The sequence below is a fragment of the Streptomyces sp. ME19-01-6 genome, assembly GCF_033793745.1.
Taxonomy (GTDB): domain Bacteria; phylum Actinomycetota; class Actinomycetes; order Streptomycetales; family Streptomycetaceae; genus Streptomyces.
The window spans coordinates 38,085-60,687 of sequence record NZ_JARAXF010000047.1; the positions used below are offsets into that span (position 1 = coordinate 38,085).

Consider the following 22,603-nt stretch of genomic DNA (forward strand, 5'->3'; position numbering starts at 1 on the left):
TGCTTTCCTCTCTCGCTGTCTGATTTCTGGCATGGGCATCCCTCGGAAGAAATTCACCATTCTCTTCGGGAAGTCTTCTCGGCTCAGTCGCCGAGCGCTTCGGAAATGACTTTGGCGATATGGGAAGCGGGCTGCGGGGCCAGCATTCCGTCGTGGTCGGCGTCGATCTCGTGGCGGACGATGGCGCCCTCGATATGCGCCGACCAGCGGTCCTCGGTCGGGGCGGACGGGGCGAGTCCCCGGGTGGCCGCGAAGAAGAGCAGGTCTCCGCGGTAGCGGCCCGGCCGGTGGGCCGAGCCCAGGCCGCTGAAGTGACGGATCACCCCGAGGAGATTGCCGAGCCGTGCCTCGTCGAGCTCGGCGAGGGGATTGCCGTCCCGGGCGAGCAGCGCCAGCACACCCGCGGCGTCCAGCTTCCCGCCGCCCTCGGCGCCGCCCCGCGGATCGAGTCCGCAGCGCAGCAGGATCTGGGCCAGCAGGGCCTGATCGCTCAAGTCCTCTTCGGGCTCGGGCTCCGTCGCCGGGAAGCCGTCCAGGTTGGCCAGCAGCGCCACTTCGCGCCCCTGTTCCTGCAATTGGACGGCCATTTCATGGGCGACCAGCGCTCCGAAAGACCATCCAAGAATATGGTACGGGCCATCGGGCTGGATTTCCACCAGACTCCGGATATAATCCGCAGCCATTTCCCTTACGGAGGTGGGCTGTTGGGCGGCGGACAGAATTCCGCCCGCCTGGAATCCGTACACGGGAAATTCGGTGAGCGCGCCGGCCAGCTCCAGGAACGGCCAGGAGAGCCCGACCCCGCCGTGTACGCAGAACAGCGGCGGACGCCTCCCCTGGGAGCGGATCGGCAGCACCCGGGCGAAGGCGTCGGCCACATCCGGCGCCGAGCCCGCCGCGGTGGCCGCCGTGGCCAGGCCCGCCACCGTCCGGTGCAGGAACACATCGGCGGGGGTGAGCCCGACGCCCAGCTCGCGGGCGCGGCCGACCAGGCGGATGGAGCGGATGGAGTCGCCGCCCAGCTCGAAGAAGCTGTCCTCGGCGCCGACCCGCTCCAGGCCCAGCACCTCGGCGAAGGCCTGGCACAGCGTCTGTTCCAGCGGGGTGCGCGGCCCGCGGCCGGTGGCCGCGCGGGGCAGCCCCGGGGACGGCAGGGCCTTGCGGTCCACCTTCGCGTTGGGCGTCAGCGGCATCCGCTCCAGCTCGGTGAGGAACGCCGGGACCATGTAGTCGGGCACCGCGCCCGCCACATGGGCCCGCAGCTCCGCCAGGTCGAGGCCGGGCTCGCCGCGCGGCACCACATACGCCGCCAACCGCGGCTGGCCGGGCGTGTCATGGCGCACCACCACCGCCGCCTGCGCCACCCGCGGATGGCCCAGCAGCGTGGCCTCGATCTCGCCCAGCTCGATACGGAAGCCGCGCACCTTGACCTGGTGGTCCGCCCGGCCCAGATAGTCCAGCGTGCCGTCCGGCCGCCGGCGCACCAGGTCGCCGGTGCGGTACATCCGGGCGCCGGGCACCGGGGAGTACGGGTCGGCGACGAACCGCCGCGCGCTCAGGCCCGGCCGGTCGTGGTAGCCGCGCGCCGGGGACGCCCCGCCGAGGTACAGCTCGCCTCGCACTCCGGTCGGCACCGGCCGCAGCGCCGCGTCCAGGACATAGGCCCGGTTGCCGGCCAGCGGGCGGCCGATGGGCGGGGTGCCCGTGCCGTCCAGCTCGGCGGCGGTGGACCAGATGGTGGTCTCCGTCGGCCCGTACAGATTGGTCACCTTGCGCGCCGCACCGTGCAGGGCGGTCGCCAGGTCCTGGCTGATCGCCTCGCCGCCGGTCAGCGCGTGCACCTCGCGCAGCGCCCCCGGATGTCCGGTGACCAGGGCGTGCCACAGGGTCGGCGTGGCCTGCACGACGGTCGCGCGGGCCTCGACCAGCAGCGCGGCCAGCGCCTGCGGGTCCCGTACGGTGGCGGGCGGGGCCAGGACCAGCGTGGCGCCGGAGAGCAGCGGGACGAAGATCTCCAGGTTGGCGATGTCGAAGCCGAAGGTGGTCACCGACACCAGCCGGTCGTCCGCGCCCAGGTCCAGCAGGCGCGAGGTCTCGGCCAGGAAGTTGGCGAAGGCGCCGAGCGGCACGACGACGCCCTTGGGGCGGCCGGTGGAGCCCGAGGTGTAGATGACGTACGCGGTGTGGCCCGCGGTCGGCGCGGCGAGGCGCTCGTCGGGCCGCAGGTCGTCCGCCGGGAGGGCGGCCACCTCCGCCGCCGACTCCGGGTCGTCCAGCAGCAGCTGCTCCACAGCGGCCAACCCGGGCACCGCCCGCGCCACGTCGCGGTCGGTCAGGGCGAGCACCGGGCGGGCGTCCTCGACCATGTAGCCGATCCGGTCCGCCGGGTACGCCGGGTCGATGGGCAGATACGCGGCGCCCGACTTGAGCACCGCCAGCACCGCCACGATCATCTCGGGGGAGCGCGGCAGGGCGATGGCGACCAGCCGGTCGGGGCCCGCGCCCCGCGCGACCAGGGCCCGCGCCAGCCGGTTGGCCCGCTCGTTCAGCTCGCGGTAGCTCGTGGCCCGTCCCTCGAAGAGCAGCGCGGGATGGTCCGGGGCCGCGGCCGCCCGCGCCTCGAACCGCTCGTACAGCGGCGGTTCGACGTCGTGCGCGGGCGCGCCGTTCCAGTCCACCAGCAGCCGCTCCCGCTCGCCCGGCAGCAGCGCGTCCGCCTCGCCCAGCCGGCCGTCGGGGGCGGCGGTGAGCCGGTCCAGCAGATGGGCCAGGCGGGCGGCCAGCGTGTGCGCGGTCTCCTCGGTGAACAGGTCGGCGCTGTACTCCAGGCGCCCGGCGATGCCGCCCGGCGCCCCGGACCCGGTGTGCTCCTCGGCCAGGTCGAAGGCCAGGTCGAACCGGGCGCTGCCGGTGCGCGCCACCCCGACCGTCCCCGCGAGACCGGGCAGCTCCAGCTTCGCCGCCGCGTTGTTCTGGAACGCCAGCATCGTCTGGAACAGCGCGTGCCGGGCCATCGACCGGGCCGGGGACAGGGCGTCCACCAGCCGCTCGAACGGCAGGTCCTGGTGGGCGAAGGCGGCCAGCGACGCCGAGCGCACCCGGCCCACCAGCTCCCGGAAGGTCGGGTCGCCCGACAGATCGCTGCGCAGCACCAGGGTGTTGACGAAGAAGCCGACCAGGTCGTCCAGCGCGTCGTCGGTGCGCCCGGCCACCGGGGTGCCGACCGGGATGTCCTCCCCGGCGCCCAGCTTGGACAGCATCGTGGCCAGCGCGGCCTGCACCACCATGAACAGGCTCGCCCCGCACTCCCTGGCCAGCGCGGCGGCGCGGGCGTGGGTGGCGGCCGGGATGGTGAACTCCACCGTGCCGCCCCGGTAGGAGGGCAGCGCGGGGCGCGGGAAGTCCGTGGGCAGCTCCAGTTCGTCCGGCAGCCCGTCCAGCGTCTCGCGCCAGAACTCCAGCTGCCGGGCGGCCAGGGACTTCGGGTCGCTCTCGTCGCCCAGCAGTTCGCGCTGCCACAGCGCGTAGTCCGCGTACTGCACCGGCAGCGGGCTCCACCTCGGCTCCTCGCCGTGCAGCCGGGCCGTGTAGGCGCGGCTCAGGTCCCGGGCCAGCGGGGCGTTGGACCAGCCGTCGCCCGCGATGTGGTGGATGACCGTCACCAGCATGTGGTCGTCTTTGTTCAGCGCGAACAGCGCCGCCCGGAACGGTAGTTCGCGGGACAGGTCGAAGCCGCGCGAGGCGAACTCACCGACCGCGCCCTCCAGGTCGGACTCGGTGACGTGGTGCACCGGCAGGGTGATCCGCGACCGGCGGCGGATGCGCTGGTACGGGCCGTCGGCCGTCTCGGGGAAAACGGTGCGCAGCGCCTCGTGACGCATCACCACATCGCCGAGGGCGGCGCGCAGCGCGGGCCGGTCCAGCTTCCCGGTCAGCCGCAGCGTCCACGGCAGGTTGTAGGTGCCGGACGGGCCCTCGAGCCGCCCCAGGAACCACATGCGCCGCTGGGCGAACGACAGCGGCAGCCGCCCCCGTCGCGTCGCCGCGGTCAGCGCCGGCCGGGCGGCGTCCGCGCCGGTCAGCCGGGCGGCGAGCGCGGCCGGGGTCGGCGCCTCGAAGACCGTACGCAGCAAAACCTCCGCGTCCAGCAGCGACCGCACCCGGCTGATCAGCCGGGTGGCGAGCAGCGAGTGGCCGCCGAGGTCGAAGAAGTCCTCGTCGATGGAGACCCGGTCCAGGCCCAGCACCTCGGCGAAGGCCTGGCACAGCAGCTCCTCGCGCGGGGTGCGCGGGCCGCGCCCGGCCGAGGTGGTGATCTCGGGCGCGGGCAGCGCCTTGCGGTCCACCTTGCCGTTGGCGGTCAGCGGCAGGGCGTCCAGCAGCACGAACGCGGACGGCACCATGTACTCCGGCAGCCGCTCGGCGGCCGAGGCGCGCGCCGCCGAAGGGTCCGCCGCGCCGGCCAGATAGCCGACCAGCCGGCCCTCGCCCCGCGTGTCCTTCGCGACGTTCACCACCGCGTCGGTGACCCCGGGCATGCTGCGCAGCACGGCCTCGATCTCGCCGAGCTCGATGCGATGCCCCCGGATCTTGACCTGGTGGTCGCGCCGCTCCAGGAACTCGAGGCGCCCGTCGGGCCGCCGCACCACCCGGTCCCCGGTGCGGTACATCCGGGCGCCGGGCACCGGCGAGTACGGGTCGGCGATGAACACGGCGGCGGTGCGGCGCGGGTCGTCCAGATAGCCGCGGCCGACCCCGATCCCGCCGACGTACAGCTCGCCGGGCACCCCGGCGGGCACCGGGCGCAGCCCGTCGTCCAGCACATACAGGCCGGTGTTGCGCACCGCCGACCCGATCGGCGCCCGTACCCCGGGCACCTCGTCGGCGTCATGGATCACGGCGTGGGTCACATCGTCCGAGCACTCGGTGGGCCCGTACGCGTTGACCAGCGGAATGCCGGGGAAGTACGCGAACCAGCGGCGGCACAGCTCGGCGGGCAGCGCCTCACCGGTGACCACCAGCCGGCGCAGCCGCGTCAGATCCGGCACCGGCGCGCCCGCGTCCCAGCTGTCCAGCGCCGCCCGCAGCAGCGAGGGCACGACCTCCAGGACGGTGATCCGCTCCGGACCGACCAGCCCGAACAGCTCGGCCGGGTCGGCCGCCGTCCGCTTGGGCACCACGCGCAGCAGACCGCCCACGACCAGCGGGGACAGCATCTGCCACACCGAGATGTCGAAGGTGACGGGCGCGTTGTGCACGACCGTGTCACACGCGGTCAGATCCAAGTCCTCGACCTTGGCCAGCAGGTGGTTGACCATGCCCCGGCGGTGGACCATCGCGCCCTTGGGGCGGCCCGTGGAGCCCGAGGTGAAGATGACATACGCCAGGTCGTCGCCCGCCCCGGCCACGGGCGCGAGGTCACCGGGAGCGTCGCAGCGGTCGGAGATCGGCAGGACGGGCAGCGAGCCGCCCACCTCGGAGGCCAGCACGGTGTGCGCGTCGTCGGTCAGCAGCAGGGCCACCCCCGCGTCCGCGACCAGCGCGGCCGTACGGGCCGTCGGCGCCGTGACGTCCAGCGGCACCCACGCCGCGCCCGCGCCCAGCGTGCCGAGCACCGCCGTCACAAACCGGGCCCCGGGCGCGGCGAGCACGCCCACGAGCGAGCCCGGGCCGATGCCACGCCCGGTCAGCTCCCGGGACAGGGCGCTGCCCCGGCCCACCAGCTCCCGGTAGTTCAGGGTCTCCCGGCCGTCGGTGACGGCCGGCGCCTCCGCCTGCTCCCGGGCCAGCGCCCGCACCCGCTCGACCACGTCCGCGAACGGGTCCTTTGGCGCGGGGGCGGCCGGCAGGTCGAGGACCCGCTCGCGCTCCCCGGGCAGCAGCGCGTCGAGTTGGCCGAAGGGCCGGTCGGGGTGGTCGAGCAGGGTGCGCAGCAGCCCCGTGAGGCGGTCCATCACCGCCGCCGCCTCCTCGGCCGGGTACACGTCCGGGGCGTATCCGACGTCCAGCCGCAGCCGCTCGCCGGGCAGCGCCATCAGGCTCAGCGGGTAGTGCGTGGCGTCCTTCGCCTGCAGCCCGGCGATGCGCAGCCCGGGCGCGGGCTCCTCCATCTGCGAGGGGTCGAGCGGATAGTTCTCGAAGACCAATACCGTGTCGAAGAGCTCCCCGGCGGCACCGGCCTGCTGGATCCGGGTGAGACTCAGGTGCTGATGCGGCAGCAGGCCGGTCTGCCGGTCCTGGAGCGCGGTGAGGATCTCGGCGAAGGAGCGGGCCGGGTCCAGGTCGACCCGGACCGGCAGGGTGTTGATGAACAGGCCGACCATCGTCTCGACGCCGGGCAGCCCCGGCGGCCGGCCGGAGACCGTGCCGCCGAAGACCACGTCGCGCAGCCCGGTGAGGGCGCCGAGGGTGGCCGCCCAGGCACCCTGCACCACGGTGTTCAGGGTCAGCCCCCGGCCGCGCGCCCAGGCGGTGAGCTCGGCGGTGAACGCCGCGGGCAGCTCCACCGCGTGGTGCCCGGGCAGCGCCGCCGCACGCCCTGCCGCGGCCGGGGCCACCAGGGTCGGCTCGTCGAGACCGGCCAGCGCCGCGCGCCACGCCTCCTCGGCGGCGGCCCGGTCCTGCCCGGCCAGATGCGCGAGGTAGGACTTGTACGGGGTGGCGGGGGCGAGCGCCGCGGTGTCCTCGCCGTACAGGGTGAACAGCTCGCGCACGATCAGCGGCATGGACCAGCCGTCGAACAGCATCTGATGCGCGGTCAGCACGACGCGGTGCGCGCCCGCGCCCAGGTCCATCACGGTGAACCGCAGCAGCGGCGGGCGGTGGACGTCGAACCGCCGCACCCGATCCTCGTCGGTGATGCGCTGCGCCTCGGCGGCCCGCTCATCGGGGCCGAGCGAGCGCAGATCGGTCTCGGTCCACGGCACCTCGACGGTGCGCGGGATCAGCTGCACCGGGTCGCCGTTCTTGCGGTAGCGGAAGGCCGCCCGCAGATTCGGGTGGCGCTGCAGCAGGGCGGCGGCCGCGGCCTTGAGGCGGCCCGCGTCAAGCGGGCCCTCCAGGTCCAGCACCAGCTGGATGGCGTACACGTCCAGCTCGGCCTGGTGCTCGTACACCGCGTGGAAGAGCAGCCCTTCCTGCAGCGGCGTCAGCGGCAGGACATCACTGAAATTGGACCGCTTGGCAGGTGGCTTCGCCGCGCGGAGCGCGGTCGCGCTCGCCGGGTGACTCAGAGTTCCGCTCATAGGGACCACTCACCCATCTCGTCTTCGAACTCGTCGATCTCGTCCTGGCTCAGCTCCACCAGGTCGACATCGGAAGGGGTGTGCCCGCCCGAATCCGGGCTCTGGGCGTGCAGGGCCAGGGCCTTCAGCGCGCGGAACCAGCCCTCGGCGACGGCCCGCGCGTCGTCCTCCGGCAGGAGCTCCGCGGCCCAGGTCCAGGCGGCCACCAGCCGCGGCCCGTCCGGGCCGTCCTCGGTGAGGGCGTTGAGCCCGAGTACGTGCGGCAGCGGCAGACCCGGGTCCGCGCCGGCCGCGACCAGCGCCGCCTCGGGGGCGACGGACCAGTCCTCGGCCACCGGGGCGGGCAGCCGCCCCAGGTAGTTGAAGCCCAGCTGCGGCGGATCGGCCGCGACCAGCTCGGGCGCGGTGTCCGGGGCGAGCCGGCGCAGCAGACCGTGGCCCAGGCCGTGGTCGGGCAGGGCGCGCAGCTGCTCCTTGACCGCCTTGAGGACGAGGCCGGCGGCGGGCCCGCCCGACCAGACCTCGGCCCAGTCGGAGTCGTGCATGTGGTGCGAGCCCACCTCAAGCCGCACCGGGCAGGTGGTGGTGAACCAGCCGACGGTCCGGCTCAGGTCCACCCCGTCCGCGAACTCCTCCCGCCCGTGGCCCTCGAGCTCCACCAGCACGGCCGAGCTCTCCTCGCCCCTGCGCCGCCGCCAGTCGGCCACGGCCAGCGCGAGACCGGCCAGCAGTACGTCGTTGGCCTCGGTGTGGAAGGCGGCCGGGACCTCGGTCAGCAGCGCCGCCGTGGTGCCGGTGTCCAGCGACAGCCGCAGGGTGCGGGCGGTGGCCGTGGTGTCCCGGGCGCGGTCGAGCGGACGGGTGCCCAGCGGCGGATCGCAGGTGGCCACCACCTCGCGCCAGTACGGCAGTTCGGCGCCGCGGCGCACCGTACGCGCCTCGGCCGCCAGCAGCCCGGACCAGTGACGCAGCGAGGTGCCCACCGGCTGGAGCGCCACCGGCGTGCGGTGCGTGACCGCCTCGTACGCCTGGGCCAGATCGGGCAGCAGGATCCGCCACGACACCCCGTCGACGACCAGGTGGTGCATCGTCAGCAGCAGCCGCCCGGTGCGGCCTGGGCCCGCGTCGAACCACACCGCCTGGACCATGACGCCCGCGTCCGGGTCGAGCCGGGCCTGGGCCGCGGCGGCCGAGCCGGTCACCGCCTCGGCCCAGGACTCCTCGGGCAGCGAGGCGATACCGACGCGGCTCAGCAGCTCCTTGGCGCGCACCGCGCCGGGCTCCGTGATCCGCAGCGTCCAGCGCCCGTCAGCGGATTCGAGGCGCATCCGCAGCGCGTCGTGGTGGTCGAGCAGGGCCTGGAGCGCCGCGGCCAGGGTGGCCTGGCTGGCGCCGGCCGGGGTGTGCACCACGACCGCCTGGTGGAACCCGGCGAACTCCGCGCCCTGGGACAGCTCCTGGAGCCAGTGCACGATCGGGGTGGGCGCCAGGGTGCCGACGCCGTCGTCCGTGCCGAGGACCACCTGTTCGGCGGCAGGCCTGGCCGCGGCCGCGAGCGCGGCGGGGGTGCGGTGGGTGAACACGTCCTGGGCGGTGATCAGCAGCCCGGCCTTGCGGGCCCGGCCCACCAGCTGGATCGAGACGATCGAGTCGCCGCCCAGATCGAAGAAGCTGTCGTCGGCGCCGACCCGCTCCAGGCCCAGGACGTCGGCGAAGACCTGGCAGAGCGTCTCCTCCTGCGCGGTGACCGGCGCCCGGCCCGTGGCGCGGGCGGTGAAGTCGGGCGCGGGCAGCGCCTTGCGGTCCAGCTTCCCGTTGCCGGTCAGCGGCAGGGCGTCCAGCGTGACGAAGGCGGCGGGGACCATGTAGTCGGGCAGCCGCTCGGCCAGCCGCTCCCGCAGCCGCGCCGCATCGGGGACCCGGTGCGCCTCCTGCCCGGCCGGTACGACGTATCCGACCAGGCGCTTCTCCCCGGGGCGGTCCGAGCGCACGATCACCGCGGCCTGGGCGATGCCGGGGTCCGCGAGCAGGGCGCTCTCGATCTCCCCGGGCTCGATCCGGAAGCCGCGCAGCTTGACCTGGTCGTCCGAGCGGCCGACGTAGTCCAGCGTCCCGTCGGGCAGCCAGCGCACCAGGTCCCCGGTGCGGTACATCCGCGAGCCTGGCTCCCCGTACGGGTCGGCGACGAACCGCTCGGCGGTCAGCCGCGCCCGCCCCAGATAGCCGCGGGCCAGCCCGGCGCCCGTCACGTACAGCTCCCCGGTGACCCCGACCGGCACCGGCCGCAGCACCGTGTCCAGCACCCGCACATGGGTGCCGGCCAGCGGGCGGCCGACGGGCGGTTTGACGGCCCCGGAGAGCGGTTCGCTGAGGGTGGCGCACACGGTGGTCTCGGTGGGCCCGTACGCGTTGATCATCCGGCGCCCGGCCGACCAGCGCTCCACCAGTTCGGGCGGGCAGGCCTCGCCCGCCGTGATGACCGTGATCCCCTCGGGCATGGGCAGGTCCTCGGGCCAGGCGGAGAGCACGGTCGGCGGCAGGCAGACCACGTCGATCCGGGCCTCGGCGATCAGCGCGGCGAGCGGTTCGCCGGGTGCCCGGTCCTCCTCGCCGGCCAGCACCAGCACCGCGCCGGTCAGCAGCGAGGTGCAGACCTCCCAGGCGGCGGCGTCGAAGCTGAACGAGGCGAACTGCAGCACCCGGGCGCCCTCCCGCACCCCGAACGGCTCGCCCTGCGCGGCCAGCGCCGCCACATTGGCGTGCGGCACGACCACGCCCTTGGGGCGGCCGGTGGAGCCCGAGGTGTAGATGACGTACGCCGGGTGCAGGGGTGTCAGCCGCCCCAGCCGGTCGGCGTCCGTCGGGTCGTGCGCGGGCGCCGCGGCCAGCGCGGCGGCGGTCTCCGGCGCGTCCAGCGCGAGGATGCCATCGGTCTGCTGGAAGGCCCCCGCCCGCTCCGCCGTGGTGAGCACCGCGGCCGGCCGGGCGTCGTCGATCACATAGTCGACGCGGTCCTGCGGATACGCCGGGTCCACGGGCAGATACGCCGCACCGGCCTTGAGTACCGCCAGCACCGCCGCCACCGCCTCGACCGTGCGGGGCAGGACGAGCGCGACGGTGTCCTCGGGACCCACGCCGAGGGAGATCAGATGGTGGGCGAGCCGGTTGGCCCGCTCGTCCAGCTCCCCGTACGTGACCGGGCCCACGCCCGTGGCCAGCAGCGCCGTACGCCCCGGATCCAGCGCCACCCGGGCGGCGAACAGCTCGGGCAGCGTGGCCGCTTCGGGGGCCTCGGCGCCGCTGCCGTCCCATGCGCCGAGGATGCGCGCGGCCTCCTCGGGCAGCAGGGCGTCCAGCCGGCTCAGCGGCCGGTCCGGCTCGGCGGTGGCCTTGCGCAACAGCTCCACCAGCCGCTCGGCGATCACCGCCGCGCTCGCCTCGGTGAACAGGTCCGCGCTGTACTCCAGCTGTCCGCTGATGCCACCGGCCGCGCCACCGTCAGCGTGCTCCTCGGTGAGCTCGAAGGCCAGGTCGAAGCGGGCGGTGCCGGTGGGCACCGGGGCCATGGTGGTGATCAGGCCCGGCAGCCCGAAGTCGGCGGGCGCGTTGTTCTGGAAGGCGAGCATCACCTGGAACAGCGGCTGCCGCGACAGCGAGCGGGCCGGTCTGACAGCAACCGTGTTGACCAATGCCTCGAACGGCACGTCCTGGTGGTCGAACGCCGCCAGGTCCGCGGAGCGCGCCCGCCCCACCAGCTCCCGGAAGGTCGGGTCGCCGGACACGTCGGTGCGCAGCACCAGCGTGTTGACGAGGAAGCCGATTAGCCCCTCCAGCGCGGCCTCGCCGCGGCCCGCCACGGGCGTGCCCAGCGGGATGTCCTCCCCGGCGCCCAGCTTGGTCAGCAGCGCCGCCAGCGCGGCCTGCAGCACCATGAACACACTCGCCCCGGACGAGCGCGCCAGCGCCGTCACGGCCGCGTGCAGCTCGGGCTCCAGGCGGAAGTCCACCGTGCCGCCCCGGTAGGAGGGCAGTGCCGGGCGCGGGAAGTCGGTGGGCAGCTCCAGTTCGTCCGGCAGGCCCTCCAGCTCCTCGCGCCAGAAGGCGAGCTGCCGCGCGGCCAGGGACTCCGGGTCCTTCTCATCGCCGAGCAGCTCGCGCTGCCACAGCGTGTAGTCGGCGTACTGGACCGGCAGCGGCCGGTACGCGGGCGCCCGGCCGCGCAGCCGCGCCGCGTACGCCTCGCGCAGGTCCTGGGCCAGCGGCAGCACCGACCAGCCGTCCCCGGCGATGTGGTGCAGCACGACCAGGAGTACGTGTTCCTCCGCATAAGTGGCTCGGTTCGCCTCCGGGGCGCCACAGCCTCCCCCAGCTACCGCTGGGAGGTGCCCCCGGCCGGGGGCGATCCTGAACAGCTCGGCCCGCAGTGGCAGTTCCGCCGCCAGGTCGAACGGGCGCGCCGCCCGCTCGGCCAGCAGCGGCCCCAGCTCGTCCTCTGTCGCCTCGGTCACCGGCAGGCCCGGCCGGGCCACCTCGGCGGCCAGCACGACCTGGGTGGCGCGCCCGTCCGCCTCGGGGAAGACCGTGCGCAGGCTCTCGTGCCGGGCGACCACATCGGCCAGCGCCTCGGCCAGCGCGGCGGGATCCAGCTCGCCGGACAGCCGCAGCGCCCGGGGCAGGTGGTAGGTGGCGCTGCGGTTGTCCAGGTGGCCGAGGAACCACAGCCGCTGCTGGGCGAAGGACAGCGGCAGCTCGGCGGGGCGGTCCGCCGCGACGAGCGCGGGCCGCGCCTGGCCGGCGCCGTCCAGCGCGGCGGCGAGCCGCTCGACGGTGGGCGCGTCGAACAGGGCCTTGATGGGCAGTTCGATGCCGAGCAGCACGCGCAGCCGGCTGATCACCTTGGTGGCGAGCAGCGAGTGGCCGCCGAGCCCGAAGAAGTCGTCGTCGATCGACACCCGCTCCAGGTTCAGCACATCGGCGAAGAGCTGGCACAGCACCTCCTCGCGCGGCCCCCGAGGGGCGCGGCCCGAACCCGCCGCGGCGGCGGCGAAGTCCGGCTCCGGCAGCGCCTTGCGGTCCACCTTGCCGTTGACGGTCAGCGGCAGGGCGTCCAGCACCACGAACGCCGCGGGCACCATGTAGTCGGGCAGCGCGCCCGCCACCCGGTCCCGCGTGGCGACCACGTCGGCCGAGCCGGACAGGAACGCCGCCAGCCGGGAGTTGCCCTCGCGGTCCACGGCCACGGTCACCACGGCGTCGATGACGCCCGGCACATCGCGCAGTACGGCCTCGATCTCGCCGAGCTCGATGCGATGGCCGCGGATCTTGACCTGGTGGTCGACGCGCTCCAGGAACTCCAGCTGCCCATCCGGCCGGTGCACCACCCGGTCCCCGGTGCGGTACATCCGGGCGCCGAGCACCGGCGAGTACGGGTCGGCCACGAACACGGAGGCGGTGCGGCGCGAGTCGTCCAGATAGCCGCGGCCGACCCCGAACCCGCCGACGTACAGCTCGCCGGGCACCCCGGCGGGCACCGGGCGCAGCCCGTCGCCGAGGACGTACAGGCTGGTGTTGCGCACCGCCGAGCCGATCGGCGCCCGCACCGGGCCCAGGTCGTCCTCGGAGCGGATGAACGCGTGCGTGACGTCGTCCGAGCACTCGGTGGGTCCGTACGCGTTGACCAGCGGGACGCCGGGGTAGTACGCGAGCCAGCGGCGGCACAGGTCGACCGGCAGGGTCTCCCCGGTGACCACCAGGTGGCGCAGCGCGGCCAGTTCCGGCCGGGCCGCCCCGGCGTCCCATTCGTCCAGGGCCACCCGCAGCAGCGAGGGCACCACTTCGAGCACGGTGATCCGCTCGGCGTCGGCCAGCGCGAACAGCGTCTGCGGATCGCCGGCCACCTCGCGGGACACCACCCGGGTGCGGCCGCCCACGACGAGCGCGGACAGCATCTGCCAGATGGAGATGTCGAAGGTCACGGGCGCGTTGTGGACCACCGAGTCGGCCGCGGTCAGATCCAGGTCCTCGACCTTGGCGAGGAGGTGGTTGACCATGCCGTGGCGGTGGACCATCGCGCCCTTGGGGCGGCCGGTGGAGCCCGACGTGAAGATCACGTAAGCCAGGTCGTCGCCCTTGCCCGCAACCGGTAGAAGATCCGCCGCAGCATTCCCGGAGCCCTCCGCGCTCGGCTTGGCGTCCCCCAGCTCGATCACCTCGGGCCAGCCGCCGCAGGCGGCCAGCACCTGATGGGCGAACTCCTCCTGGTCCCGGCCGAACAGCAGCGCCTGCGCCCCGCTGTCGGCCAGCAGGGAGGCCCCGCGGGCGACGGGGGCCCGTACGTCCAGCGGCACCCACGCGGCCCCCGCGCCCAGCACCCCGAGCACCGCGGTCACGAAGGCCGCGCTGGGCCCCGCGGCCAGCGCGACCAGTGAGCCGGTGGAGAGCCCCGCGCCGGCCAGGGTGCGGGAGAGGGCGTCGGCCCGGACGACCAGCTCGGCGTAGCTCAGCCGGGTCGCGCCGTCGTCGACGGCCACCGCGTGCGGAGCGAGCCCGGCCAGCTCCCGCACCCGCTCCACCACGTCCGTGAAGCCGCCGGTGCGCTCGGTGGCGTTCCAGTCGACCAGCAGCCGCTCCCGCTCGGCGGGCAGCGTGACATCGACGCGGCCCAGCGGCAGGTCGTCGGCGCCGTGCGCGAAGGCCTCGATGGCGGCGAGCAGCCGGTCCTGGTGGGCGGTCAGCTCGGCGTCGGTGTACAGGCTGGGGTTGGCGTCCAGGCGGAGCATCCAACCGTCGCCCGGCGCGTCCAGATAGATGATCTGCAGGTCGGGCACCGGCCCGGTGGACAGGTTGTGCAGCCGGCCGGTGCACGCGTCGCCGAAGGTGAAGTCCGCCCCGGACTCCAGTACGTTGACCGTGGGCCCGTACGTGGTGTCGGCGTCCCCGGTCACGCCCAGCTCGCGCCGCAGCTCGTCGCCGCGGTACCGCTGGTGGCGCACGGTGGCCCGCAGCTCGGCGGCGGTGTGCCGGAGCAGCTCGGCCCGGGTCATCGAGGGGCGCACCGACAGGGCCAGCGGCAGGAAGTTGGCGCGCATCCCGGGCACGGCCCGGGCGGTCGCCCCGGTCCTGGCGGGCACCGGAAGGGTCAGCAGCACCTCCCCGTCGCCACTGGCCCGGGCGGCCCACGCGGCGGTGGCCGCGATCAGCGTGGTGGGCCAGGTGACCCGCGCCTGCCAGGCCAGCTCGCCCAGCCGGGCCACGGTGGCCTCGGGCAGCGGGGTGGTGCGGCGCAGGGTGTGGCGGGCGTGCGCCGGGCGCCGCCGGGACAGCCGGGTGGGCTCCGGGGCGGCGTCGAACCGCCCGGACCAGAACCGCGCGTCGCGGTCGTGGGCCGGCGAGGCGAGGTACGCCTCCTCATCGGCGAGCAGCTCGGCCAGCGGCGGCAGCGCGTCCGCGGCTGCCTCATCGTCGCTCCCGTACAGCTCGGCCAGCCGCTGGTAGAACACCGACCGGCTGAAGCCGTCCATCTGGATGTGGTTGGCCCGCGCGTAGAGCCGGGTGCGCCGCGGGCCGAGCAGATGCAGCTCGCTGTGGAACGCCTCGGCGCCCAGGGACGAGGGGAGCCGCAGGTCCGCAGCGATCCGGTGACGGGAGGCCGCGTCGGGGTCGGTGGCGGCGCGGAAGTCGCGCACCGCCAGCGACCGCTCCCCGAGCGGATGGACCGTCTGCACGGGATCGCCGTCGCGTTCGGTGAACCGGGCCCGCACACACTCCGTTTCGCGGATCAGCTGCCACCAGGCGCGCTCGAACCGCGCCAGGTCCAGCGGCCCGTCCAGGTCGAGATGGTCGGCCATGGTGTAGACGGGGTTTCCGGGGTCGAGCGCTTGCGCGTACCACATCTCCCGTTGCGCACCGGAGAGCGGTAGTTCGAAAAGGGCGGTCTCTCTCATCGTCAGTGCACTCCTGATGTGACGGCGCCCGGACGGGGAGCCGGCTCCAGCGCGTCCAGGCCGTAGACGTCCCTAACCCAGGTGGGCCGGTAGATGGTGTCCAGGTAGCGGTCGCCGAGATCGGGCGAGATGGCCACGGCGGTGACGTCCTGGCCGGGGCGGTGCTCGGCCAGCCACTTCACGGCGCCGTTGACGACGGTGCCGGTGGAGCCGCCGAACAGAAAGCCGCCGCGGGCCAGGGTGTGACAGGTGCGGATGGTCTCGATCTCGGGGACCAGCACCATGTCGTCGATGTACCGCTGGTCGAACAGGGCGGGACGCACTCCGGCGCCCAGGCCCGGGATCATGCGGGGGCCGGCCGGCGCGCCGAAGGTGACCGAGCCGACGCTGTCGATGCCGACGACCGTGACGGGGGAGTTCGGCTGCTCCTTGAAGTAGCGCGCGCAGCCCATCAGGGTGCCCGTGGTACCCGCCCCGACGAACAGCACTTCCAGGTGGGGAAACTGCTTTTCAATGGCGGGCGCGGTCGTGCGGTAGTGCGCCTTCCAGTTGTTCTGGTTGGCGTGCTGGTTCAGCCATACGTAACGGGGATCCGTGGTGCACAGCCCGCGTACGAAATCGAGGCGTGCCCCGAGAAAACCGCCGGTGACGGACGGCTCGGTGATGACATGCACCTCGCTGCCGAGGGATTCGATGACCTGCCGGGTGGACAGGTTGGTCCGTGAGTCCACCACGCAGATGAACCGGTAGCCCTTGGCGGCGGCGATCACGCTGAGCGCCATACCGAGGTTTCCCGAAGAGGACTCGACCAGGATCGATTCGGGGCCCAGGAGCCCGCCGCGTTCCGCTGCTTCGATCATGGACGCGGCTGCCTTGAGCTTCACCGAGCCGGCGAAGTTGAACCCCTCGCACTTCAGGTAGAGCGGATAACCGAACATCTCCCGCAGGTCCACGAAGAGGTCCTCTTCGTTGAACTCCTGCGGCGTCGTGATGATGGGCACGAGACCTTCCCCCTGATCGCCGTATCCGTCCCGCTGCTCAGTCCCAGCCCACGTCGCCCACGTTGTCGGGGTGGGGCTTGCTGTCCCAGCCGACGTCCGGGTCGCCGGCGCCCGCGCTGTCCCAGCCGACGTCCGGGTCGCCGGCCGCCACCTTGTCCCAGCCCACGGCGGGGTCGTGGGCCGGGGCCAGGTCCCAGCCCACGGCGACTTTGTCCCAGCCGACCTCCGGGCCGGCCGCGCCCGCTCTGTCCCAGCCGACGCCGTGCGCGGCCGGGGAGGTCGCGAGAATAACGGCTCCGAATGCGAGCGAGATGAAGGCATTCATGCGGGCAGACGAGTGATTGGTGGCAGACATGAGTATTCCCTTTTCGCTGGGGATTGGTTACTCTCAAGTTTCGGAAGCGGGAATTCCAGAATGAGTTGAATTCCTGTCCGGTGTTATGAGTCTGTACCGCCGTAGGCCCGGTGTCATGTGTTTACGCTGTCAGGGTCCTGCGATGGCCGGAGAATGCCAGGGATTATTTGGGATCTCCCTAGACTTCGCCTCGACGGCCTTCCCACTCCCAGCCCCGGAGTTCATCCTGGGCGAGCAGACGGTTCACGATACGGCCGGCGGTGGCCTCAGCTCGTTCCGCGGAAGTGGCACACAGAAAGAGGACGGTACCGGCGCCGTCAAGATCGGTCTCGGCATAGACGTGCTCGAGACCGTCCTCCGGTAAGGCGGCGGCGTACACCAGAGCGCGTAGCTGCCCTGCGTCCACGATCGTACGGCCGCGCAGCATGCGTCCCATGACGATGTACATGGCCACCTCTCACGGTTCGATGCCGGGCTGCCGAAGGGCTGGTGAATTCATCAACTACCGTGCGGTCGGACCCCGTTCGTGCCGTAACATGCGGGAGAATGATCGGGACGTACGGGTGGGTTTCGATCACGCGCGGGGGAGCGCGGGGGACGAGGGGGTACACACGTGCTGGAGATCCTCGGTGTCAGTTCCGCAGCCGAGAGCGTCTACCGAACGATGCTGGGCCGGCCCGAACTCGGAGTATCAGGCCTGGCCGCACATCTCGGCTGGAATGAAGAACACGTCAGGAGCGCCCTGGACGAACTGGCCAGGCTCTCCCTGGTGCGCCAGTCCGACCAGCGGCCGGGCGGGCTCTTATTAATCAATCCCGAGATCAGTCTGGTGTCTCTGCTGGCGCGCCAGGAGGTCGAACTGACCCAGCGGCAACAGGAGATCACCTCCGGCAAGCTCGCCATCAGCAAGATCGTCGCTGAATACGTCGACTCCGTCCAGAACAAGCGCCGGGTGGACGTCGAGGAACTGAACGGCATTGACATGGTCCGGGTCCGGCTCGAGGAGCTGGCCCATGACTGCACCTCCGAGATCATGGAATTCACCACCGGCGGGGGGCAGTCGGCCGAGTCTCGGCAGGCCAGCAAACCGATCGACCAGGCGCTCCTGGAGCGCGGCGTGCGCATGCGCTGTGTCTATCTGGAGAGCGTGATCAACCATCCGCAGACCGTGTCCTATCTGGACTGGCTGACCGGCCTCGGCTGCCGGGTCCGGGTGGTCCCCTCGCTGCCGCTGCGCATGGTCATCTTCGACCGGCAGGCGGCCGTCGTACCCAGCAACCCCGAGGACACCGCCGTCGGGGCGCTGCTGCTGCGCGGATCCGGGCTGGTCTCCGCCCTCTGCGCACTGTTCGAACACCTCTGGGAAGAGGCCCCGCCGTTCGGCTCCACGCGGCGGCGCGACGAGGACACCGGACTCAGCAGCCAGGCCCGCGCCGTGCTGAGCCTGCTGGCCCAGGGCCACACCGATGAGGTAGTGGCCCGCAAGATGGGCATCTCGGTGCGGACCGCCCGCCGGATCACCGCGGAACTGATGACCCAGCTCGGCGCCCGCAGCCGCTTTCAGGCCGGTGTGATCGCCGGCGAGCGGGGCTGGCTGCAGGGCAGCGCGTACGGGTCTGCCGAACCGGAGTGACCGGCGGGCGGCCGCCATGGTCAGCGCACGGCGGCCGTGCGGAAGGTCCGCAGGGCCACCGGGATCAGTACGGCGATCAGCGCACCCACCGTGATGACCGAGACCAGCACCGGATGCTCCATCGGCAGACTCCCGCCCGAAGAGGCGGGCGCGTTGCCCCACAGCACCCGGCAGGCCTCGGACACCGAGCTGACCGGGTTCCACTCCACCGCCGTGCGCAGCCAGCCGGGCAGCCCGGACAGCGGCATGAACGAGTTGGACATGAACGACAGGATCACCAGGGCCAGGGCCGAGATGCCGTTGATGGCCTCCATGTTGCGCAGCACCATCCCCAGCAGCGCGCCCAGCCACAGCATCGCGTACGCGAAGGCCAGCAGCAGCGCGAAGCCGCCCGCGACGGACAGCGGGCCGGCGTCGGTGCGCCAGCCGACCAGCAGCCCGATCGCCCCCACCGCGACCATGCTGATCGCCACCGGAATGAGATCGGCCGCGGTGTGGCTGACCAGCACCGAGGACCGGGCCATCGGCAGCGAACGGAACCGGTCGATCAGACCCTTGCTCAAGTCCGAGGCCACCCCGAGCGCGGTGATGCCGATGCAGGTGAGCCCGATCTGGGCGAAGACCCCGGCCATCACGTAGTCGTGGTAGTCGACCCCGCCGTTGTCCTTGATCGTGATAACGCTGGCGAACAGATAGCCCAGGATCACCACCATGGCCACCGGCGTCAGGGCCACCGCGATGAGCTTCTCCGGGGTTCTGCGCAGATGCCGCAGATGCCGCCCGGTCAGGGCCAGCACATCTCCGACAGCCGCCAGGCGGCCGGCCCCGGCCGTCCCGGCACCGAACTCCGCCGGTCCCGCCGCGCCGCTCATGACCCGTCCTCCGCTGTGGTTGTGGGGTTCTCACCAGGGTTGTCCTGGCCCGGCTTGCTCTCCCCGGTGAGGTGAAAGAACACGTCGTCGAGCGAGGGGCGGCGCAGCGCGAAGTCGACGACATCGGCCCCGGCGGCCTCCAGCGCCGCCGCGGCGGCCGCGATGGAGCCCATCCTGTCCGCCAGTTGGACGGAAATCCGGTGGTCCGCCTCGTTCACGGTGGGGCTGGCGACGGCCACCGGACCCAGCGCGGACAGCGCCGCGGGCAGGTCCTCGGCGGTGGCCACGGCCACCTCCAGCCACTCCTCCCCGACCTTCTGCTTGAGCTCGTCCGGAGTGCCCTCGGCCAGCGTGCGGCCGGCGGCGAAGACCATGATCCGGTCGGCCAGGAAGTCCGCCTCCTCCAGGTACTGCGTGGTCAGCAGCACGGTCACCCCCTGGGTGACCTGCTCCCGCACCATCTGCCACAGCACCATCCGGCTGGCCGGGTCGAGCCCGGTCGTCGGCTCGTCGAGGAACAGCACGGTCGGCGAGGCGATCAGACAGGCCGCCAGGTCCAGCCGGCGCCGCATCCCGCCCGAGTAGGTGCGCACCGGACGGTCGGCGGCGCCGGTGAGCTCGAACGCCGTGAGCAGCTCCTCCGCCCGCTGCCGGGCCCGCCTGCGGCCCAGCCGCAGCAGGGTGCCCAGCAGGGCCAGGTTCTCCCGGCCGGTGAGCAGCTCGTCGACCGCGGCGTACTGGCCCGCCAGGCCGATCCTGCGGCGCACCTCGCGCTGTTCGCGTACGACGTCGAAGCCCGCGACCCGGGCGCTGCCGGAGTCCGGTTCGAGCAGTGTGGCGAGCATCCGGATGGTGGTGGTCTTGCCCGCGCCGTTGTGTCCGAGCAGTCCGAGCACGGTTCCGGCCCGTACTTCGAGATCCACTCCGGCGAGCGCCTGGTGATTTCCATAGCGCTTTCCAAGATTCTCTGCCGCGATGGCGATATCCATGAATCCCCCTCTCCCAGCTTCCATTTCGATGGAAAGTTCGATGGAATTCCGAATTCCCTTCGAAACATGGGAGTTCGGGTATCAAGCTGCTGCGAAATGTAGCAGTGGAATCGCACACCTGGTGCCCGGTATGTCCGGATCGTGGTGGCAGTACTCTGCAGGCGCAGCTTGCTGCAAGCTCCACGGACTCCATGGCCCCCGCGCAGCGCCTAGCGTTTTGGTTAATCCCCCACGGCCTCCGCGGCTACGGGGCAAACGCCGCTGACCGCAGGAGAGGTAATGGCACGTCATCGAAATTTCGCCGCCGCGCTCGGTGACTGGAGCGCCCGCCATCGGAAGACGGCCGTCTTCGGTTGGCTGATCCTGGTCGTCCTGGTCACCGTCGTAGGCGGCGCCGCAGGACAGAAGACCCTGACCAACGCCGACTACGGGACGGGAGACTCCGGCCGGGCCGAGCGTATCCTTCAGGACGCCGACCTGGCACCGCCCGCGGCGGAGCTGGTCCTGGTCCACAGTGACAAACTCACCGCCGACAACGCCGAGTTCCAGGGCGCCGTCACCGCCACGGTGAACGCGCTCAAGAAGACCGGGCTGGTCACCAACCTGCACGACCCGAACACCACGCAGGTGGTCTCGCAGGACAAGCACTCGGCCCTCATCCAGTACGACGTCAAGGGCGACCCGGACACCGCGGCCGACCGCATCCAGCCTGTCATCGACGCCGTCAAGAAGACCGACAAGGCCCACGAAGCCGTGACGCTCGGCCAGTACGGCGCCGCCACCGGCCTCAAGGAGATCAACGACAGCCTCGGCGAGGACTTCGCCCGGGCCGAGATGACCGCGCTTCCGGTCGCCCTCGGCATCCTGCTGGTCGTCTTCGGCGCCTTCGTGGCCGCCGTGCTGCCGGTGCTGCTCGCCGCCACCGCCTGCGTCGGCGCCATGGGCCTGCTGGCCCTGACCAGCCAGGTGGTGCCGGTGGACGGCATGACCAGCTCCGTGATGTTCCTCATGGGCCTGGCCGTCGGGGTTGATTACTGCCTGTTCTACCTGCGCCGGGAGCGCGAGGAGCGGGCCGCCGGGCGGGACAGGGCATCCGCCCTGCACATCGCCGCCGCCACCTCCGGACACTCGGTGCTGATCTCCGGCATCACCGTCGTGGTCGCCATGGCCGGCATGTTCCTGTCCGGGCTGACCGTGTTCAAGGGCTTCGCCTTCGCCACCATCGAGGTCGTCCTGATCGCGGTCATCGGCTCCATGACCGTACTGCCCGCCATGATGGCCATGCTCGGCGACCGGGTCGAGAAGGGCCGCATCCCCTTCATCGGCCGCCGCCGCCAGGCCCGCGCCGCGGCCGCCGCGGCCGGCGCCGGCCGCCGCAACAACGCCCTGCTGCGCGGGGTGCTCGCCCGGCCCGGCGTGTTCGCCGTCCTGGGCGCCGCGCTGCTGCTCGCCCTGGCCGCGCCGGCCCTGGGCATGAAGACCGAGAAGCTGGGCACCGACAAGCTGCTGCCCGCCGACAACCCGATGGTGTCCGTCTCCGAGCGGATCGGAAAGGAGTTCCCCGGAGCGCCCGCCCCGGCCGGCGTGGTGGTCAAGTCCAACGACATCGACTCCTCGCGGGTCACCCAGGCCATCGCCGACTTCAAGAAGGCGGCGCTCGGCTCCGGGCAGACCGGCAAGCAGATCGACGTCACGGTGCACGCCAAGGAGAACATCGCCGAGATCAGCGTCCCGCTGATCGGCAACGGCACCGACGCCACATCCAAGAAGGCCCTCAAGGAACTGCGCGACACCCTGATCCCGGACACCCTCGGCAAGGTCTCGGACACCACCACGCTCGTCCGCGGTGACCTGGCCTTCTCCGAGGACTACAACGACCAGCTCAAGAGCAGCATCGTCCCGGTCTTCGCCTTCGTGATGGGCGTGACCTTCCTCCTGATGCTGGTGTCCTTCCGGTCCCCGGTCATCGCGCTGACCTCGATCGTCCTCAACCTGCTGTCGGTGGGCGCCGCCTACGGTGTGATGACCGCCGTTTTCCAGCACGGCTGGGGCGCCTCCCTGGTCGGCACCGAGGCGCCGGGCGCCCTGGAGTCCTGGATGCCGCTGTTCGTCTTCGTGGTGCTCTTCGGCCTCTCGATGGACTACCACGTGTTCGTGGTCTCCCGGATCCGTGAGGCCTACGACCGCGGGGCCACCACCCGGGACGCCATCGCCCACGGCATCCGCTCCACCGCCGGGGTGGTCACCAGCGCCGGCCTGATCATGGTCGCCGTGTTCGCGGTCTTCGGCACCCTGGCCATGCAGGACTTCAAGCAGCTGGGCGTGGGCCTGGCAGTGGCCGTCCTGCTCGACGCCACGGTCGTCCGGGCGATCCTGCTGCCCTCCGTGATGGCCCTGCTGGGCCGGGCGAACTGGGCCGCACCCGGCTTCCTCCGCAAGTCCCGCCCCGCAGAGGCGCCCCACGCGGGCCCGAGCCACGTGGCGGCGCGAGAGACTCAGGGCGTGCCCGTCACGTACTGAACACCAACGCCCCCGACACGTACAGAGCAACAGACGGGCGGGGCCG

General features: G+C 72.6%; 9 protein-coding genes. 2 read left to right on the forward strand and 7 right to left on the reverse strand.

Annotated elements, in window-relative coordinates:
• Window positions 1-83 precede the first annotated feature (83 nt).
• The 5 genes from PV419_RS49235 to PV419_RS49255 all read right to left on the reverse strand — a co-directional run bounded on the left by PV419_RS49235 (window position 84) and on the right by PV419_RS49255 (window position 16,991).
• Window positions 84-7,244 carry a non-ribosomal peptide synthetase gene (locus PV419_RS49235; RefSeq protein ID WP_319700435.1) on the reverse strand — a complete coding sequence of 2,387 codons (7,161 nt, stop codon included), beginning with the start codon at window positions 7,242-7,244 and terminating at the stop codon, window positions 84-86.
• Window positions 7,241-15,187, reverse strand: a complete 7,947-nt coding sequence (locus PV419_RS49240) for a non-ribosomal peptide synthetase (protein ID WP_319700437.1) — start codon at window positions 15,185-15,187, stop codon at window positions 7,241-7,243. The genes PV419_RS49235 and PV419_RS49240 overlap by 4 nt, the downstream gene beginning before the upstream one ends.
• A 2-nt stretch (window positions 15,188-15,189) precedes the next feature.
• Window positions 15,190-16,188 carry a 2,3-diaminopropionate biosynthesis protein SbnA gene (sbnA, locus tag PV419_RS49245; protein ID WP_319700439.1) on the reverse strand — a complete coding sequence of 333 codons (999 nt, stop codon included), beginning with the start codon at window positions 16,186-16,188 and terminating at the stop codon, window positions 15,190-15,192.
• 37 nt (window positions 16,189-16,225) lie between these two features.
• Entirely contained in the window at window positions 16,226-16,543 is a 318-nt protein-coding gene (locus PV419_RS49250) for a hypothetical protein (protein ID WP_319700441.1), read from the reverse strand.
• 178 nt (window positions 16,544-16,721) lie between these two features.
• Window positions 16,722-16,991 (reverse strand): hypothetical protein, encoded by a 270-nt coding sequence (locus PV419_RS49255; RefSeq protein WP_319700443.1) that lies wholly within the window; start codon window positions 16,989-16,991, stop codon window positions 16,722-16,724.
• A 165-nt stretch (window positions 16,992-17,156) separates the two neighbouring features.
• Between PV419_RS49255 and PV419_RS49260 the strand changes: the two genes are divergently transcribed.
• Window positions 17,157-18,176: a helix-turn-helix transcriptional regulator gene (locus PV419_RS49260; RefSeq protein WP_319700445.1), complete on the forward strand. Its 1,020-nt coding sequence runs from the start codon at window positions 17,157-17,159 to the stop codon at window positions 18,174-18,176.
• A gap of 20 nt (window positions 18,177-18,196) precedes the next feature.
• Here the strand turns inward: PV419_RS49260 and PV419_RS49265 are convergent, their stop codons facing one another.
• Together PV419_RS49265 and PV419_RS49270 are read right to left on the reverse strand one after the other, a co-directional pair.
• On the reverse strand, window positions 18,197-19,048 hold the full coding sequence (locus PV419_RS49265; RefSeq protein WP_319700446.1) for an ABC transporter permease: 852 nt from the start codon (window positions 19,046-19,048) through the stop codon (window positions 18,197-18,199).
• Entirely contained in the window at window positions 19,045-20,037 is a 993-nt protein-coding gene (locus PV419_RS49270) for an ATP-binding cassette domain-containing protein (RefSeq protein ID WP_319700448.1), read from the reverse strand. The genes PV419_RS49265 and PV419_RS49270 overlap by 4 nt, the downstream gene beginning before the upstream one ends.
• A 279-nt stretch (window positions 20,038-20,316) precedes the next feature.
• Here PV419_RS49270 and PV419_RS49275 point away from each other — a divergent pair, with 279 nt between their 5' ends.
• Complete coding sequence (locus PV419_RS49275; protein ID WP_319700450.1) at window positions 20,317-22,557, forward strand: MMPL family transporter; 2,241 nt, start codon at window positions 20,317-20,319, stop codon at window positions 22,555-22,557.
• Window positions 22,558-22,603: the final 46 nt, after the last annotated feature.

Excerpts from the sequence above, each read along its gene's own strand:
- PV419_RS49240 (WP_319700437.1), bottom strand. The coding sequence starts at position 15,187 with ATGAGAGAGACCGCCCTTTTCGAACTACCGCTCTCCGGTGCGCAACGG.
- PV419_RS49250 (WP_319700441.1), bottom strand. The coding sequence starts at position 16,543 with ATGTCTGCCACCAATCACTCGTCTGCCCGCATGAATGCCTTCATCTCG.
- PV419_RS49265 (WP_319700446.1), bottom strand. The coding sequence starts at position 19,048 with ATGAGCGGCGCGGCGGGACCGGCGGAGTTCGGTGCCGGGACGGCCGGG.
- PV419_RS49275 (WP_319700450.1), top strand. The coding sequence starts at position 20,317 with ATGGCACGTCATCGAAATTTCGCCGCCGCGCTCGGTGACTGGAGCGCC.
- PV419_RS49255 (WP_319700443.1), bottom strand. The coding sequence starts at position 16,991 with ATGTACATCGTCATGGGACGCATGCTGCGCGGCCGTACGATCGTGGAC.
- PV419_RS49235 (WP_319700435.1), bottom strand. The coding sequence starts at position 7,244 with ATGAGCGGAACTCTGAGTCACCCGGCGAGCGCGACCGCGCTCCGCGCG.
- PV419_RS49270 (WP_319700448.1), bottom strand. The coding sequence starts at position 20,037 with ATGGATATCGCCATCGCGGCAGAGAATCTTGGAAAGCGCTATGGAAAT.